At 68.7% G+C, this 16148-nt stretch carries 16 protein-coding genes; 6 read left to right on the top strand and 10 right to left on the bottom strand.

Annotated elements, in window-relative coordinates; all coding sequences use genetic code 11:
• Position 1: 1 nt before the first annotated feature.
• The 5 genes from COA07_RS09975 to COA07_RS09955 form a co-directional block, all read right to left on the bottom strand.
• On the bottom strand, positions 2-313 hold the full coding sequence (locus tag COA07_RS09975; protein ID WP_066711375.1) for a YggT family protein: 312 nt from the start codon (positions 311-313) through the stop codon (positions 2-4).
• Positions 314-369: 56 nt separating this feature from the next.
• Entirely contained in the window at positions 370-1266 is an 897-nt protein-coding gene (argB, locus tag COA07_RS09970) for an acetylglutamate kinase (protein WP_066711376.1), read from the bottom strand.
• Positions 1267-1291: 25 nt separating this feature from the next.
• Entirely contained in the window at positions 1292-1978 is a 687-nt protein-coding gene (locus tag COA07_RS09965) for a queuosine precursor transporter (RefSeq protein ID WP_066711377.1), read from the bottom strand.
• Positions 1979-2033: 55 nt separating this feature from the next.
• A complete protein-coding gene (locus tag COA07_RS09960; protein ID WP_066711378.1) occupies positions 2034-2312 on the bottom strand; it encodes a DUF3297 family protein in 279 nt (92 codons plus the stop codon).
• 81 nt (positions 2313-2393) lie between these two features.
• On the bottom strand, positions 2394-2759 hold the full coding sequence (locus tag COA07_RS09955; protein ID WP_066711379.1) for a hypothetical protein: 366 nt from the start codon (positions 2757-2759) through the stop codon (positions 2394-2396).
• A 138-nt stretch (positions 2760-2897) separates the two neighbouring features.
• Between COA07_RS09955 and COA07_RS09950 the strand changes: the two genes are divergently transcribed.
• Positions 2898-3302 (top strand): EVE domain-containing protein, encoded by a 405-nt coding sequence (locus COA07_RS09950; protein ID WP_066711380.1) that lies wholly within the window; start codon positions 2898-2900, stop codon positions 3300-3302.
• Positions 3303-3475: 173 nt separating this feature from the next.
• On the top strand, positions 3476-5797 hold the full coding sequence (locus COA07_RS09945; RefSeq protein ID WP_066711381.1) for a TonB-dependent receptor: 2322 nt from the start codon (positions 3476-3478) through the stop codon (positions 5795-5797).
• A gap of 416 nt (positions 5798-6213) precedes the next feature.
• On the opposite strand, the gene COA07_RS09940 is transcribed toward COA07_RS09945, so the two are convergent.
• On the bottom strand, positions 6214-6636 hold the full coding sequence (locus COA07_RS09940; RefSeq protein ID WP_066711382.1) for a DUF2147 domain-containing protein: 423 nt from the start codon (positions 6634-6636) through the stop codon (positions 6214-6216).
• A gap of 91 nt (positions 6637-6727) precedes the next feature.
• On the opposite strand from COA07_RS09940, the gene COA07_RS09935 reads away from it, so the two are divergent.
• Positions 6728-8029 (top strand): Nramp family divalent metal transporter, encoded by a 1302-nt coding sequence (locus COA07_RS09935; RefSeq protein ID WP_066711383.1) that lies wholly within the window; start codon positions 6728-6730, stop codon positions 8027-8029.
• 64 nt (positions 8030-8093) lie between these two features.
• On the top strand, positions 8094-8477 hold the full coding sequence (locus COA07_RS09930) for a hypothetical protein (RefSeq protein ID WP_066711384.1): 384 nt from the start codon (positions 8094-8096) through the stop codon (positions 8475-8477).
• A 2-nt stretch (positions 8478-8479) separates the two neighbouring features.
• Here the strand turns inward: COA07_RS09930 and COA07_RS09925 are convergent, their stop codons facing one another.
• The 3 genes from COA07_RS09925 to COA07_RS09915 are packed head-to-tail and all read right to left on the bottom strand — an operon-like array spanning position 8480 to position 10919.
• Positions 8480-8917: a hypothetical protein gene (locus COA07_RS09925; RefSeq protein ID WP_066711385.1), complete on the bottom strand. Its 438-nt coding sequence runs from the start codon at positions 8915-8917 to the stop codon at positions 8480-8482.
• Positions 8918-8976: 59 nt separating this feature from the next.
• Complete coding sequence (locus COA07_RS09920; protein WP_211280957.1) at positions 8977-9708, bottom strand: hypothetical protein; 732 nt, start codon at positions 9706-9708, stop codon at positions 8977-8979.
• On the bottom strand, positions 9705-10919 hold the full coding sequence (locus tag COA07_RS09915) for a toxic anion resistance protein (protein ID WP_066711810.1): 1215 nt from the start codon (positions 10917-10919) through the stop codon (positions 9705-9707). Before COA07_RS09915 ends, COA07_RS09920 begins: the two co-directional genes overlap by 4 nt.
• A gap of 192 nt (positions 10920-11111) precedes the next feature.
• Between COA07_RS09915 and COA07_RS09910 the strand changes: the two genes are divergently transcribed.
• Together COA07_RS09910 and typA are read left to right on the top strand one after the other, a co-directional pair.
• Positions 11112-13508, top strand: coding sequence for a TonB-dependent receptor (locus COA07_RS09910; RefSeq protein ID WP_066711811.1), 2397 nt, complete (start codon positions 11112-11114; stop codon positions 13506-13508).
• Between the two features lie 167 nt (positions 13509-13675).
• Positions 13676-15499, top strand: coding sequence for a translational GTPase TypA (typA, locus tag COA07_RS09905; protein WP_066711812.1), 1824 nt, complete (start codon positions 13676-13678; stop codon positions 15497-15499).
• A 58-nt stretch (positions 15500-15557) separates the two neighbouring features.
• On the opposite strand, the gene COA07_RS09900 is transcribed toward typA, so the two are convergent.
• Positions 15558-16142 carry a manganese efflux pump MntP gene (locus COA07_RS09900; protein ID WP_066711813.1) on the bottom strand — a complete coding sequence of 195 codons (585 nt, stop codon included), beginning with the start codon at positions 16140-16142 and terminating at the stop codon, positions 15558-15560.
• Positions 16143-16148 lie beyond the last annotated feature (6 nt).

The raw sequence follows: 16148 nt of genomic DNA, 5'->3' as shown, positions 1-16148 counted from the left end.
CTCAGATCGCGGCGCCGCCCGACATCACGCTGACCGCGACGTTGTTGAGGATGATGTTGAGGATGACCAGCAGCAACAGGACCACCATCGGCGCGAAGTCGATCCCGCTGCTGGCCGGCAGGAAGCGGCGGATCGGGCGGTACAGCGGCTCGGTCACGCGATCCAACCCTTCGTGCAGCGAACGAATGAACGGGCTGGACGTGTTGATGATGTTGAACACGATCAGCAGCGACAGGACGAACTGGATCAGGATGATCCAGCGCACGACCTGGAAGATCACCTGAAGGATCTGGATGATGGTAAGCGTCAGCACGCCGGGCGTCTCCGAAAAGGTGTGTCGCACATATAAGGCACCAGGTACGCGAGGTGCTAGCCCTTGCGGATCAGCGTCCCTGCACCGCGCTTGGTGAAGATTTCCAGAAGCATCGCATGCGGCACGCGCCCGTCGAGCACCACCGCCGCATCCACGCCCGATTCGACCGCCGCGACGCAGGTTTCCAGCTTGGGGATCATCCCCCCGCTGATCGTCCCGTCCTCGCGCAGCGCGCGCACCGCGGCGGGGTCCAGATCGGACAGCAGCTGCCCCTGCTTGTCCAGCACCCCGGCCACGTCGGTCAGCAGGAAGAAGCGCGATGCGCCCAGCGCCGCCGCGATCGCGCCCGCCATCGTGTCGGCGTTGATGTTGTAGGTGTGGCCGTCCGCACCGATGCCGATCGGCGCGATCACCGGGATGATCCCCTCCCGGCTCAGCGAATCGATGATCCGCCGGTCTACCGCCACCGGTTCGCCGACGAAGCCCAGGTCGACCTTGCGCTCGATCCCCTGCAGCGGGTCGGGCTGGTTGCGCCCGACCTTCTCGGCCTGCACCAGCCCGGCGTCCTTGCCGGAAATGCCGACCGCCCGCCCGCCGGCGCGGCCGATCCAGCCGACGATTTCCTTGTTGATCGAACCGGCCAGCACCATCTCGGCGATCTGCGCGGTTTCGGCATCGGTGACGCGCAAGCCGTCGACGAAGCGCGATTCGACCCCCAGCCGCTTCAGCATGCTGCCGATCTGCGGGCCGCCGCCATGGACCACGACCGGGTTGATGCCGATCGCCTTCAGCAGCACGACATCCTCGGCGAAATCGGCCTGCGCCTCGGGATCGCCCATCGCATGGCCGCCGTATTTCACGACGAAGGTCTGGCCCGCATAACGCTGGAGGTAGGGCAGCGCCTCGACGAGCGTCTCGGCCTTCAGCGCGGGGGAGAGTGTGGCGTCGGTCATCGCCGCGCCATAAGGGCAAGCGGGGTCAGCCGTCCAGCCGCCGTCCCAGCGCGACCATCAGGTAGATCAGCGGCGGCACCAGCGCGATCGACAGCACCACCTTCGCCAGCATCTGCCCCGCCATCAGCCAGCCGATCGCCGACAGCCCGAACGCGATCGAGATGAACAGCACCGAATCGACGATCTGGCTCAGCGCGCTGGCGGTCGCGGCGCGGAACCACAGCAGCCGCCCGCCCTCGCGCCCCTTCAGCCAGGAAAAGATCGTGACGTTCAGCGTCTGCGACACGCCATAGGCGACGATCCCGCCGGCCCAGATCCACGGCGTCGCGCCCATCATCTGGTTGAACGCGGCCAGGTGCCCGCGGTCCATCTCCGGCGCGGGCGGCAGGACCAGGACGATCAGCGTCAGCGCCATCGAGATCAGCAGCGGCACGAACCCGATCAGCACCAGCCGGTTGGCGACCGCGCGCCCGTGCAGCTCGGCGATCGCGCTGGAGGTGACGACCAGCAGCAGGAACGCGAAGATCCCCGCCTCCACCGCCAGCGGCGGCAGCCCGAACACCGGCCCCAGCCGCGAGATCGGGCCGAGCGACACCTGCTTGTTGCCCAGCACCCCGGCGATGCACACCATCCCGCCGTAGAAGATCGAGAAGGCGAACAGCGAGGGCGGGATATGCGATCGCGGGATCGGCGGCGCAGCGGCAGGTTCCATAACCTTACCTAGCGGATGCGGCACGGGGGCGACAAGATGCCCCCGGTGCGCGCGATCATTCGCCGTCGGTCGCGGCCCCTTCGGCGGCGCCATCGGCCGGACGCTCGAACCATGCCTCGACCGGGCCGGTCAGCTTGATCGTCAGCGGGCGGCCGCGACGGTCCATCTTCTTGCCCAGCGCGACGCGGATCCAGCCTTCGGAGATGCTGTATTCCTCGACGTCGGTGCGCTCGGCGCCCTTGAAGCGGATGCCGACGCCGCGTTCCAGCGCCGCCTGGTCGAAATACGGGCTGCGCGGGTCGATCGACAGATGGTCGGGAGGGGTATCGCTCATGGCGCGCGCTGTTGCCGCAATCGCGCGGCGACCGCCACAAAAAACGGCACGGGAACCATCGCTCCCGTGCCGTCGTGCGGCTTACCAGCCGTATCCGTAGTAACCGCGCGGCGCGTTATAGTAATAATCGCGCTCGTACACCCGCGGGGGCGGCGGGGCATAATAACGATCGCGATACACCACGCGCGGCGGCGGGGCGTAATAGGGGTCGTTGTAATAGCCGCGATCGTAATAATAGCCGCGGTCGTAATAGCGGTCGCGGTTGCTCGACGCGATCGCCGCGCCCAGCCCCAGTCCGATCACGCCGCCGATGATCGCACCCGCCGCCGCATCGCCGCCGCGATCGCGGTGACGCCAGTAACGCTGCGCCTCCGCGGGCGCCGCGGTCGCGAGCACGGTCGCCGCCATCGCCGCGCCGAGCGTCGCCTTCTTCCACATACCCGTCATCTCGGACTACTCCTCCGGTTCAAAGGGTTCGCGATGCTGGACTGAACGCGCAGATCAGCGAGCCTGTTGCGCCTTGTCGCCGATTCGCGCTGAACCGAACCGGAATGCGGCGTTCATGGGGCGTTTAGGGAGCGGGACATGGCATTCTGGGTGATGAAGAGCGAACCGGGCAGCTACGGCTGGGACGATCTGGTCCGCGACGGCGCGACCGAGTGGGACGGCGTGCGCAACCACGCCGCCGCCGCGCATCTGCGCGCGATGGCGCCGGGCGACCGCGTGCTGTTCTATCACAGCGGTGAGCAGAAGGCCGCGGTCGGCGTGGCGGAGGTGACGCGCGCCGCGCGCGCCGATGGCGATGCCGGCAACTGGGTCTCGGTCGCGATCCGCCCGCTCGATCCGCTGCCCGCCCCGGTCACCCTGGCCGCGATGAAGGCCGCGCCGGCGCTCGCCGACATGGCGATGCTGCGCCAGTCGCGCCTGTCGGTCAGCCCGGTGACCGCGGCGCAATGGGACGCGATCATGGCGCTCGCGCAGCGGACATAATTCGTAACATTTCATGATCTCGACACAATCGCGGTCTAGCGCGCCGGCAACGGGGCGGGGGAACGCACCGGACGACCGAAAGGGACTGTCGCGCCATCCGCGCGGCAGGGCGGTCGACGTGCGCGCTTTCCCCGACAGGACAAGCCCCGGCCACCTGCTTCAGTGAGGACAATATGCGTATCTCGACCCGCTCGACCCTGCTTGCCGGCGCCGCCGCCCTCGCGGCGCTGCTCGCCGCCCCGGTGAGCGCCCAGACCACCACGGCGACCGGCGCGACCACCGCCGACACCGCCGATCAGGACGGCCTGGGCGAGATCGTCGTCACCGCCGAGCGCCGATCGGAGAATATCCAGCGCGTGCCGGTGTCGGTCGCGGTCGTCAGCGGCGACGACCTGCGTGCCTTCCAGGCGGGCGGCGAGGATGCGCTGGCACTCGCCGGGCGCGTCCCGGGCCTCTACGCCGAAACCACCACCGGCCGCATCTTCCCGCGCTATTACATCCGCGGCCTGGGCAATATCGACTTCTACCTCGGCGCGTCGCAGCCGGTGTCGATCATCCAGGACGACGTCGTGCTGGAACATGTCGTGCTGAAGTCGAACCCGGTCTACGACGTCGCCAATATCGAGGTGCTGCGAGGGCCGCAGGGGTCGCTGTTCGGGCGCAACACCACCGCGGGCATCATCAAGTTCGACACGATCCGCCCGGGCCAGACCTTCGACAGCCGCATTTCGGCCAGCTACGGCACGTACAACACCGTGACGCTCGACATGGGCGTCGGCGGGCCGCTGGTGCAGGACAAGATCGCGTTCCGCGCCTCCGCTCTCCTCCAGCACCGCGACGATTGGGTCGACAACACCTTCGCCGGCACCGGTGCCGACGGCACGCGCGGCGGCAAGGACGTGATGGGCGGCTTCGATGAGCGCGACGCGCGCCTCCAGCTGCTGTTCACCCCCACCGACGCGCTGTCGGTGAACCTGTCGGGCCATGTCCGCGACTATCGCGGCACCTCGACGATCTTCCACCGCGGCGCGCTGCTGCGCGGGTCGAACAACGCCCAGGCCGAGCCGCGCGACCGCATCGCGCTGGACGAGGCGGACAACAACCCGCAGGCGTATCGCACGCAGGGCGCCTCGGTGAATGCCGCGCTGGATCTGGGTCCGGCGACGCTGACCTCGATCACCGCCTATGAGCATACGGCCGGCTACAGCCGCGGCGACACCGACGGCGGCGCGGCGGTGAACTTCGGCGGCGTCGGCTTCGGCCAGAGCATGGGGCGGATCGCCGATCTCGATCAGTGGACGCAGGAAGTGCGCCTCGCCAGCAACGGCGACGGCGCGTTCAAGTGGCAGGTCGGCGGCTTCTATTTCGACAGCCGCGACATCACCGAATTCTACCAGCGCAGCTATTTCCTGACGCCCGGCAACGCCGCCCGCAACCCGAACAACTGGGTGCGGCTGCACGACGTCAACACCAGCTGGGCGGTGTTCGGCCAGGCCAGCTATCGTATCGCCGATCGCCTGACGCTGACCGCCGGCGCGCGCTATACCGAGGATCGCAAGCGCACCGAGCTGGTGAAGCCCGTGTTCAACGCCGCGGGCACGGTCGACCAGTTCGTCCTCAACAATCCCACCGCGCCCAAGACGGTGCGGCTGGCCGGCAAGGAGCCGAGCTGGGACGTGTCGGCGCTGTACGAGATCGACCCGACCGCCAGCCTCTACGCCCGCGTCGCGCGCGGCTTCCGCGGGCCGACGATCCAGGGGCGCTCGGCGGTGTTCAACAGCGCCTTCACCACCGCCGACAGCGAAACGATCATGTCGTATGAAGTGGGCGTGAAGACGCGGCCCACCTCGACGCTGCGCTTCAACGCCACCGCCTTCACCTATCGCGTGAACGACATCCAGCTGAACGGCAACGACGTGAACGGCAACGGCGTGCTGTTCAACGCCGATCACGCCAATGCCTATGGCGTCGAGGCGGAGGCGGAATGGCGCCCGATCCGCAACATCACCTTCTCGCTGGGCGGCAGCGCGATCCATACCGAGATCAAGGACAAGCGCGTCTATGCGCTGGTCTGCTCGTTCGGCGGGCTGGTGACCTGCTCGGTCAACGATCCGACGATCGTGGTGCGCGGCGGCACCTATGCGCAGATCGACGGCAACCCCCTGCCCAACGCCCCGCGCTGGCAGGTCGATGCCGCGGTCCGTTATGACATCCCGCTGACGAACGACGGCAACCTGTTCGTGGCGAGCGACGTCAACATGCAGGGCTACACCAATCTGGTGCTGTACAAGACGCGCGAATTCTACGCCGACGGCAATCTGGAGCTGGGCCTGAAGGCCGGCTACGTCACCGCCGACGGCAAGTACGAACTCGCCGCCTTCGCGCGCAACATCACCAACGAGAAGAACCTGAAGGGCGTGATCGAGAACTACAACGCCGCGGTGTTCAACGAACCGCGCATCATCGGCGTCTCCTTCGCAGGCCGCTTCCGCTAAGGGCGGGCGAACCGCGCGGGTCCGGCCCTGCCGGACCCGTCCGGAACGCTGCGAAAACCTCTTCCGTCATGCCGGACCTGATCCGGCATCCATGCTTCCGCGATCGCACACGCCATGGCTTTTGCGGGAACATGGTCCAGCCTCGCAGGACCTTTGAAGAAGTCGGTACGCCCGCCGCTCCCCTCCGTCACCCCGGACTTGTTCCGGGGTCCATGGTGCCGCGAAATCAGGCGCTTGCCTATGTGCAGAAACGTGGATGCCGGAACAAGTCCGGCATGACGGCGTGGGTCTTGCAAAGGTCCCGCGTTCGCGGGGGTTGACGGATGCGGCGCCAAAGACGGCGCGCCTTCCGTTCCCAGGCAAAAGGCCCGTCCCCGGCGGTCGGCCATGCCGCCCCGCCGGACGGCGCGCCTACCTCACTTCGCCGGGCGCCACGTCTGCGTCTGGCAGAAGAACGCGATACAGCCCTTCACCTTCAGCGATCCGTCGGCGTTGCGGCTGACGATCGACTTGTACGTCTTGCCGTTGCGCGGATCGTAGATGCGCCCGCGCCAGTCGCTGCCGGCATCGGTGAAGCCGGACAGGATCGGCATCCCCAGGATCGGGCGCGTGCGCAGCGCGGGGTCAGCGTTGTTGACGTCGGTCTTCGCCGCGCCCGGCTCGCTCTTCAGGATGGTGGCCAGCCGGCCGCACACGGTGTTCCCGCACGGCCCCACCACGATCACCCCCGCCCCGTCCTCGGTCAGGTAGCGGCCCGCGATCGGCGTCGCGGCGCTGGCGGGGGTGGCGGCGGCCGTGGCGAGCGCGGCGGCGGCGGCGAGCGGGAGCAGGTGCTTCATGTCGCTGACGTGCGACAATCGCGCGCGCCGCGCAACAGTCGCGGCGCAGCGCGGTTGAAACCGCCGCCGCTCTCCCGCATTCAGACACGCGATGACCGCCCGCGCCCGCTCGCTCGACGACAGCTTCGCCTCCGTCCCCGTGCCCCGCGATGCGGGGTTCTGGCGGCGGCTGATGGCGTTCGTCGGCCCCGGCTGGCTGGTCGCGGTCGGCTATATGGACCCCGGCAACTGGGCGACCGACATCGCCGGCGGATCGGCGTTCGGCTATACGCTGCTGTCGGTCGTGCTGTTGTCGAACCTGATGGCGATCGTGCTGCAATCGCTGTCGGCGCGGCTGGGGATCGGCGCGGGGCTGGACCTGGCGCAGGCATGCCGCCGCCACTCCTCGCCCGCGCTGCGCTGGCTGCTGTGGGCGCTGGCGGAGGTGGCGATCATCGCCTGCGATCTGGCGGAGGTGCTGGGCACCGCCATCGCGCTCAAGCTGCTGTTCGGCCTGCCGCTGGTCTGGGGCGTGGTGGTCACCGGGCTGGACGTGTTCCTGATCCTGGCGCTGCAACGCTACGGCTTTCGCCGGCTGGAGGCGTTCATCGCCAGCCTGCTGATCGTCATCGCGGGCTGTTTCGCGCTGGAACTGTTCTGGGCGCGGCCGGACTGGGTGGCCGCGGCGGGCGGGCTGGTACCGCGGGCGGAGATCGTCACCAACCCGGCGATGCTCTATCTGGCGATCGGCATCCTGGGCGCCACGGTGATGCCGCACAACCTCTACCTCCATTCCTCGATCGTGCAGACCCGCGCCTATGGCGAGGGGGAGGCCGACCGCCGCGAGGCACTGTCGATGGCGACGATCGATTCGACGGTCGCGCTGGGGCTGGCGTTCTTCATCAACGCCGCGATCCTGATCCTCGCCGCCGCCGCCTTCCACAGCGCGGGGCGGTTCGAGGTGGCCGAGATCGAGGATGCGCACGCGCTGCTCGCGCCGATGCTGGGGGTGGGCGGCGCCAGCGTGGTGTTCGCCATCGCGCTGCTCGCCAGTGGGCAGAATTCCACCGTCACCGGCACGCTGGCCGGGCAGATCGTGATGGAAGGGTTCCTCGACATCCGCCTGCCCGTGTGGCTGCGGCGGCTGGTGACTCGCGGGCTGGCGATCGTGCCCGCGGTGATCGTGGTGGCCGGATCGGGCGACCGCGGCGCCACCGACCTTTTGGTGCTCAGTCAGGTGATCCTCAGCCTGCAGCTGCCGTTCGCGGTCGTCCCGCTGGTCGCCTATACCGCCAACCGCCGCCTGATGGGCCGCTTCGCCGCGCCGCGCTGGCTGTCGGCGCTGGCCTGGACGATCGCGGCGGTGATCGTCGTCCTCAACGGCTATCTGCTGTGGGGCTATGTAGCGGGATAACCACCGCATTATCGGGTTGCTAACGCCGCTCCGCTATGATGCCCGACCGGCGCAGGAGAGACAGGTGCAGGGGGAGGCTTATCATATCGCGGTCGATCCGCTGCGCGAATGGGTGGATATCAAACTGATCGGGCTGTGGGACCATGACACGATCCGACGATTCGAAGCCGATCTGCGCCGCGACCTGACGCGTCTTCCGGCGATCGGGCGCCAGCGCACCCTGTTCGACCTGTCCGATTTCATCGTCCAGGTGCCCGAGGTGGCGGCCGGCTTCGCACGGCTGGCGGCCGATCCCGGCATCGCGTCGCGCCGCATCGCGGTGATCGGACCGGCGCCGCTGCTGCGGATGCAGGCGCGGCGCGTCGCGCCCGGCTACGGCTTCTTCGGCGATCGTGCGGAGGCGGTGCAGTGGCTGAACGCCGCGGATGCCGACGACGCGCCCCGCTGAAATCAGAACGGCACGCCCCGCGCGGCGATCGCCAGCAGCGCCGCGCACGCGATCGTCAGCATCGCCGCGCCCGGCCCGCTGGTGGTGACGCGATCGGGCGCGGCCGGATCGTACCACAGCATGATGTGCGTATCGGGAAGTGCCGCCCCCATGTCGCGCGCGCGGTCGACGGTATGGCGCACGTCGGCGCGATGCTCCACCGCGTCGACGACATAGGCGACGCGCACGCGCACGCTCTTCCAGCGATCGTGATCGCCCAGCGGGTCGCGATAGCGCGACCAGCGATACGTCGCGGCGTCATGCGCGCGTTCCAGCACCGATTCGTCGGTGCCGCAGACCCGCGCCGCGACGGGGCGGCGACAGATCAGCAGGAACGCGATCCGCGCGACCGATCCGGCGACCATCGCCGCGGCCAGGGCGTATATCCCGTATTGAACCATCGCGCGGGGTTTAGCGCGGCGCGGTTGCGGATCGCTTAAGCGCCCTCACTCGCCCCGCGTCACTCGCCCTGGTATTTGATCTCCAGGAACCGGCTGCGCGTCTCCAGCGTGTCGAGATCGCCCTGCGCCAGCTGCGTGCTCATCTCGCCGATCTCGCGCTCGATCACCGACAGGCCGTCGATCAGCTGCTGGTCCGGGGTGCGGCCGTTGCGCGAAGTGCCGCGCAGCGGCGCGGGGACGCGCTGATAGTCGCGGACGAAATCGGGCAGCTGCTCGCCCACCAGCCGGCGCACGTCGGCCGCCGCCGGGCTGTCCTCGTCCAGCGCCGCCAGCTGGACGCCCAGCGTGTCGAGCCGCTGGTCGAGCCGGTCGAGCACGGTCACCGCCGGTGCGGGCAGCGCCGGGCGTTGCGCGTCCAGCCAGCGCGCGGTCTGCATCGGCAGCGCCTTCAGCTCGGATCGCGCGATCCGTTCCGGCGTAGGCACCGGGGTGGCGGGGGCGGGGGCGAAGGCGATCGCCAGCGTCACCGCTGCCATCAGCATCATCACCGCCAGCGCGCCGAACATCCCCAGCGGCATCACCACCCCGCCGACGATGCCCGCCGCGATCAGGATGATGAGGTTGGCCGCCGCGATGAACGCCACGCGCTGCGCCAGCCCGCCGCGCCCGCGCCGCGGGCGGCGTTGCAGCGGGATCAGCCCGCCGGTCGCGTCGCGCCCCGCCATCCGGTCCGACGCGGCGCGCGCCGCCGCCACCGCCTGGTCGGTCTCCCCGCTCGGCGGCAACGTCACAGCGCCTCCAGCTTGAACTGGTCGGCCGGCCCGGCGACGCGGTTCTGCGCCGCGCCCTCGGCCCGCGCGATATAGCCCTTGGACTTCTCCACCTCGTTGCCCAGCGTCGTGACGGTAGTCTTCATGCTGTCCAGCGCCTTCAGCTTGAACGTGTCGATCGCGTCCATCGTGTCGTAGATGTTCTGGAACGCGCGTTGCAGCGTTTCCAGCGGGATCGTGCTGGCGGCGGCCTGCTCGTGGATCTGCGCGGTGTTCTGGCGCAGCAGCTTGCCGGTCGAATCGATGATGTTGGCGGTGGTGGTGTTCAGCTGGGTGATCTGTTCCAGCACCAGTTTCTGGTTGGTCAGCGCCTGCGCCACGGTGACGGCGGTGCGCAGCGCGGCGACGGTGGTGGTGCTGGCGCGGTCGACGCCCTTGATCAGCTCGACGTTGTTCTTCTTGACCAGGTCCAGCGCCAGATAGCCCTGCACCGTCACCGCCATCTGCGTCAGCAGGTCCTGCGTGCGCTGGCGGGCGTAGAACAGCGCCGTCTCGCGGATCGCCTTGGCCTTGGCCGGATCGGTCGCGTCCAGGTCGTTGGCCCTGTCCTCCAGCCGCGCATCCATCGTGCGCGACAGGTGGATCATCTGTTCCAGCCGCCCCATCGCGGTCCACAGGTTGGCGCGCTCGGTATCGATCGCGGCATTGTCCATCAACAGCTCGTCCTTGCCCGACCCGAGGCTCTTCAGGATCGAGCTGATGTGCGTCTGCGACGATTTGTAGCTGTCGAAGTAATTGCGCATCCGGTTGCCGAACGGGATGATCCCGAACAGCTTCTGCGGCGCGGTCAGATTGCCCTTCTTGCCCGGGTCCAGATCCTCGACGACGCGGCGCAGTTCGGCCAAATCCTTGCCCACCCCGCTGTCCTGGTCCATCGCCTTGACCGGACGGTCGAGGAAGCGGTTCGACTGGCCCGCCGCGTCGCGGATCTCCTTCTGCCCCATCGCGGTGATGGCATCCACGCGCTTGCCGAATTCGGGGCTGTTGACGTCCTCCGCGATCAGCTGGTCGACGAACTGGTCGACGCGCTTCTCCAGCTCGGTCCTTGTCCCCTGGTCGACGGGCACCAGCCCGGCGGCGCGTTCGGCCTGCACCGTCGGGATCGGGTCCGGCGGGGTCAGGACCAGCGCTGGCTCGGCCGTTGCAGGTGCCGTGTCGGGCGTCGTCGCCATGAACCTTCTTCCTTCGCTTCGCTTCGCGTACCGGCGCATTGTCCACCGACCGCGCGCCCGTTTCAACCGTATTAGCGATGTAAGACGCCGTGGCCGCGGTGTCGAGGGCGGCGCACACGACACGGATGTGTCACGAAGTCACGCTAGCGGCGCCCTCAAGACAACACACGAACATCACCGGGGGAATCATCCATGTCGCGCCTTCTCGCCGGCAGCGTCGCCACGCTGCTGCTGACCGTTTCCATGCCCGCCTTCGCGCAAGCGTCGTCGTCGGCGCCCGCCCAGCCCGGCACCGCCAACGGCGACGACATCATCATCACCGCGCAGAAGACCGAGCAGCGGATCGAGGACGTGCCGCTGACCGTGTCGGCGGTCACCGGACAGCGGATGGCCGACATCGGCGTCAATTCGCTGGCGGAAGTGGCGATGTACGTGCCGGGCCTGCGCATCCAGGAGCAGAGCGCGAACAACCCCGGCATCGTGATCCGCGGCATCACCTCCGACAGCGGATCGGCGCAGCAGGGCGCGCGCGTCACGCTCTACTACAACGGCGTCGACATCTCGCGCTCGCGCGGCGCCTATCAGGACCTGTACGACCTGGAGCGGGTCGAGGTGGTGAAGGGGCCGCAGGCGACGCTGTTCGGCACCGCCGCGGCGGTCGGCGCGGTGTCGATCATCTCGGCCAAGCCGCGCGCCGGCTTCTCGGATGCGATCACCGCGACCTACGGCAATTTCAACCGCACGCAGGTGACCGGCTTCGTCAACGCCGGCAGCGACGTGTTCGCCGCGCGGCTCGGCTTCGGGGTGAAGTATCGCGACGGCTATGTCCGCAACATCGCGGGCGACCCCAACGTCCCCAACCAGAACCAGGGCCGCGTCGACCAGGACGACCTGTACGGGCAGAAGCAGGCCGGCGGGCGCCTGTCGCTGCGCTACACGCCCAGCAATGCCGTCACCGCCGACCTGATCCTCACCTATGACGGCCAGCGCAACACCGGCACCCCGTTCAAGAGCCGCGTGTTCGCGCCGACCGGCGGGCAAACCGGCGACTTCGGCGTGGCCGAACTGTCCGGCTCGCCGTACAGCGCGCAGGTGCTGGGCGCGCGCAAGCTGGGGCTGAAGCGCGACGTCTATGACGCGAACCTGACCCTCTCGGTCGATCTGGCGCCGGGCGTCACCTTCACCACCGTCAACGGCTATCGCCGGTTCAACAGCAACGAGGTGTTCGACGCCGACGGCGGCCCGGCCTGGTACCTCGAATTCGCCGAGGACGCGCAGGGCGACCAGTGGAGCCACGAAGGCCGCTTCAACTTCGAGGGCGACCGCTACCGCGCCTCGTTCGGCTGGAACGGCTTCTTCGAGGACGGCTTCCAGCGCGTGCCCTTCTCGACCGAGGAGGGCACCTATCTGGCCTGCTCCGTGTCCGCCGCCTACGCGCCGATCCGCGCCGCGCTGAACGCCGCCGGGCTGCCGACCGGCACCGCCTGCGTCGCGGCCAACGGCACCATCCCCGCCACGCGCGCCACCGCGCTGCTGACGCGCGGCGCCGCGACGCAGATCCCCTACGCCTCCTATTTCACCAACTTCGGCCGCAACCAGGCCTATTCGGTGTTCGCCGACGCCACCTGGCTGCCCACGCCGGCGCTGGAACTGACCGCCGGCGCGCGCGTGCTGATCGAAAAGCGCCGCTCGGGCTATGAGAACGTCCAGCCCAACTCGCGCATCCTGGCGGGGCTGGGCATCGCCTCCAGCCTGCTGGGCACGGCCAATACCGCCGGGCGCCGCTTCTCCGCGGTGCAGAGCTATTCGGCGATCCTGCCGCGCGTCAACGCGCTGCTGCGCGTGTCCGACACGCTCAACCTGTACGGCACCGTGGCGAAGGGCCGCCGTTCGCCGGTGGTGCAGCTCGACGCGCAGAATGCGGGCGGCGTCGTCATCCCGCGCGTCCAGCTGGTGCCCGAGGAGAACGTCTGGAATTTCGAGGCCGGGGTGAAGGTCGCCAGCCGCACGCTGACCGGCACGCTGTCCGCCTTCTACCAGAGCTATCGCGGGTTCCAGGTCTCGGTGATCGGCGCCGACGGCGTCGCCCGCACGCAGAGCGCCGGGTCGGCCAAGAACCCCGGCGTCGAGCTGGAGGCGACGTGGCGGCCGGTATCGGCGCTGTCGCTGTTCGGCGCCTTCGCCTATCTCGACGGGAAGATCGACCGCGGCAACAATCTCGCCCCGGCCTTCTCGGGCGCGCGCTTTCGGTTGCAGCCGCAGTACACCGCCTCGGGCGGCGCGACGCTGCGCCTGCCGCTGGGTGAGGGCATGACCTTCTACGCCACACCCTCGGCCACCTATCAGAGCAAGGTGTTCTTCGAACTGCCCAACAACGACGCGATCAGCCAGGGCGGCTACACGCTGGTCAACGCCCGCGCCGGCGTGGAGCTGGCCGACGGCCGCTACACGATCGGCGGGTTCGCGCGGAACGTCACCAACAAGCGCTACCTGCTCGACGCGGGCAACACCGGCGGCGGGTTCGGCGGGCCGACCTATATCGCGGGCGAGCCGCGCTTCTACGGCGTGGAACTGTCGGCGCGCTACTGACGACCGCCGCTACCCCCTTCCCTCTCCCGGCGGGAGAGGGAGGGAGGCGCGCAGCGCCGGAAGGGTGAGGGCGACACGTCTGCCCCACTGGCGCTCGCGTCGAGTTTCCGCTATGGGCGCCGGCGATAACAGCCTGCGGCGCTCGCGGGCCACCCTCAGGAACCCGTATGAACCTGCGCAACATCGCCATCATCGCGCACGTCGATCATGGCAAGACGACCCTCGTCGACCAGCTTTTCCGCCAGTCCGGCACCTTCCGCGACAACCAGCGGGTCGAGGAACGGGCTATGGACTCGAACGACCTGGAAAAGGAGCGCGGGATCACCATCCTGGCCAAGCCCACCTCGATCGAGTGGGAAGGCACGCGCATCAACATCGTCGACACCCCCGGCCACGCCGACTTCGGCGGCGAGGTGGAACGCATCCTGTCGATGGTCGACGGCGTGATCCTGCTGGTCGACGCGGCCGAGGGCGCGATGCCGCAGACCAAGTTCGTGACCGGCAAGGCGCTGGCGCTGGGCCTGCGCCCGATCGTCGTCGTCAACAAGGTCGACCGGTCGGACGCGCGCATCCAGGAAGTGCTGGACGAGGTGTTCGACCTGTTCGTCGCGCTGGAGGCGAATGACGAACAGCTCGACTTCCCGGTGCTCTACGCCTCGGGCCGCAACGGCTATGCGTCGGAGGACATGGACCGTCGCGAAGGCACGCTGACCCCGCTGTTCCAGAAAATCGTCGATCACGTGCCCCCGCCGTCGCTGGACCAGGACGCGCCGTTCAGCTTCCTCGTCACGCTGCTCGACCGCGACAACTTCCTGGGCCGCATCCTCACCGGCCGCGTCCAGTCGGGCGTGGTGAAGCTGAACCAGCCGATCCACGCGCTCGACAACCAGGGCAATGTCATCGAAACCGGCCGCGCGTCGAAGCTGATGAGCTTCCGCGGGCTGGAGCGCGTGCCGGTCGAGGAAGCGCGCGCGGGCGACATCATCAGCCTCGCCGGGCTGACCGTCGCGACCGTCGCCAACACGATCGCCGACACCTCGGTGTCGACGCCGATCCAGGCCCAGCCGATCGACCCGCCGACGCTGTCGATGCGTTTTGCGGTCAACGATTCGCCGATGGCGGGGCGTGAGGGCAGCAAGGTCACCAGCCGCATGATCCGCGACCGCCTGATGCGCGAGGCGGAGACCAACGTCGCGATCAAGGTGACCGAGGCCGCCGACCGCGACAGCTTCGAGGTGGCCGGCCGCGGCGAGCTTCAGCTGGGCGTGCTGATCGAGACGATGCGCCGCGAAGGGTTCGAGCTGGGCATCAGCCGCCCGCGCGTGCTGTTCGGCGAGGACGAGAACGGCAAGAAGACCGAGCCGTACGAAACCGTCATCATCGACGTGGACGAGGAACACTCGGGCACGGTCGTCGAGAAGATGAACCTGCGCAAGGCGGAGATGACCGACATGCGCCCGTCGACCGGCGGCAAGACGCGCATCACCTTCTCGGCCCCGTCGCGCGGCATGATCGGCTATCACGGCGAATTCCTGTCGGACACGCGCGGCACCGGCATCATGAACCGCCTGTTCGAGAAGTATGGCCCGCACAAGGGCAACATCGAAGGTCGCAAGAACGGCGTCCTGATCTCGAACGGCGCGGGCGAGGCGCAGGGCTATGCGCTCGGCCCGCTCGAGGATCGCGGCATCCTGTTCGTCGGCCACGGCGAGGCGCTGTACGAAGGCATGATCATCGGCGAGAACGCCAAGACGGATGACCTGGAGGTCAATCCGATGAAGGCCAAGCAGCTGACGAACTTCCGCGCGAGCGGCGGCAAGGACGATGCGATCCGCCTCACCCCGCCGAAGAAGATGACGCTGGAACAGGCGATCGCCTATATCGACGACGACGAGATGGTCGAAGTCACGCCCAAGTCGATCCGCCTGCGCAAGCGCCACCTCGACCCGCATGAGCGCAAGCGCGCCAGCCGCGCGAAGGAAGCCGCATAAGGCATTCGGCCCCGGTGGACGACCCGATCGTCCACCGGGGTTTTTCATGTGCCGCGGGTCACGCGGTCAGGTGCTGGTACAGGATCGCGCTACCCACCGCGATCAGCACCACGCCCCCCGCGACGGTCGCGTAATGGCCCAGATACGCGCCGACGCGCTTGCCCAGCATCACCCCGGCGGTCGCCACGACGCTGGTCGTCGCCCCGATCACGATGCACGCGACCAGGACGTTGACGTCCATCAGTGCCAGCGTGACCCCCACCGCCGCCGCGTCGATGCTGGTCGCGATCGCGGTCAGCGACAGCCGCAGGTAATCGGGCGCCTCGCCCGGCGCGGGGACCACGGCCGCCGGCGCGTCGGGGTCGTCACCCTTCAGCGCCTGCACGATCATGTGCCCGCCGATCGCCAGCAACAGGCCGAACGATACCCAATGGTCCCAGTCGGCGATCCAGTCGTTGACCAGATAGCCCAGCAGCCAGCCGACCGCCGGGGTCGCCGCCTCGAACACGCCGAACACCAGGCCGACGCGCAGCGCGTCGCTCCACCGCGCGCGCTGCTGCTGCGCGCCCTTGCCCAGCGCCGCGGCGAACGCATCGACCGACAGGCTGGCGCCCAGCGCGCCCAGCGTGATGATACCTGGCATGACAAT

The sequence above is a fragment of the Sphingomonas adhaesiva genome (assembly GCF_002374855.1).
Lineage (GTDB): Bacteria > Pseudomonadota > Alphaproteobacteria > Sphingomonadales > Sphingomonadaceae > Sphingomonas > Sphingomonas adhaesiva.
Note: the sequence above shows the minus strand (reverse complement) of the source record. Positions and strands in the feature narration are given on the sequence as shown.

Coding starts and splice junctions, on each gene's coding strand:
- COA07_RS09960 (WP_066711378.1), bottom strand. CDS start 2,312: ATGAGCGATACCCCTCCCGACCATCTGTCGATCGACCCGCGCAGCCCG.
- COA07_RS09935 (WP_066711383.1), top strand. CDS start 6,728: ATGACCGCCCGCGCCCGCTCGCTCGACGACAGCTTCGCCTCCGTCCCC.
- COA07_RS09950 (WP_066711380.1), top strand. CDS start 2,898: ATGGCATTCTGGGTGATGAAGAGCGAACCGGGCAGCTACGGCTGGGAC.
- COA07_RS09925 (WP_066711385.1), bottom strand. CDS start 8,917: ATGGTTCAATACGGGATATACGCCCTGGCCGCGGCGATGGTCGCCGGA.
- COA07_RS09910 (WP_066711811.1), top strand. CDS start 11,112: ATGTCGCGCCTTCTCGCCGGCAGCGTCGCCACGCTGCTGCTGACCGTT.
- COA07_RS09945 (WP_066711381.1), top strand. CDS start 3,476: ATGCGTATCTCGACCCGCTCGACCCTGCTTGCCGGCGCCGCCGCCCTC.
- COA07_RS09955 (WP_066711379.1), bottom strand. CDS start 2,759: ATGACGGGTATGTGGAAGAAGGCGACGCTCGGCGCGGCGATGGCGGCG.
- COA07_RS09940 (WP_066711382.1), bottom strand. CDS start 6,636: ATGAAGCACCTGCTCCCGCTCGCCGCCGCCGCCGCGCTCGCCACGGCC.
- COA07_RS09915 (WP_066711810.1), bottom strand. CDS start 10,919: ATGGCGACGACGCCCGACACGGCACCTGCAACGGCCGAGCCAGCGCTG.
- COA07_RS09900 (WP_066711813.1), bottom strand. CDS start 16,142: ATGCCAGGTATCATCACGCTGGGCGCGCTGGGCGCCAGCCTGTCGGTC.
- typA (WP_066711812.1), top strand. CDS start 13,676: ATGAACCTGCGCAACATCGCCATCATCGCGCACGTCGATCATGGCAAG.
- COA07_RS09965 (WP_066711377.1), bottom strand. CDS start 1,978: ATGGAACCTGCCGCTGCGCCGCCGATCCCGCGATCGCATATCCCGCCC.
- argB (WP_066711376.1), bottom strand. CDS start 1,266: ATGACCGACGCCACACTCTCCCCCGCGCTGAAGGCCGAGACGCTCGTC.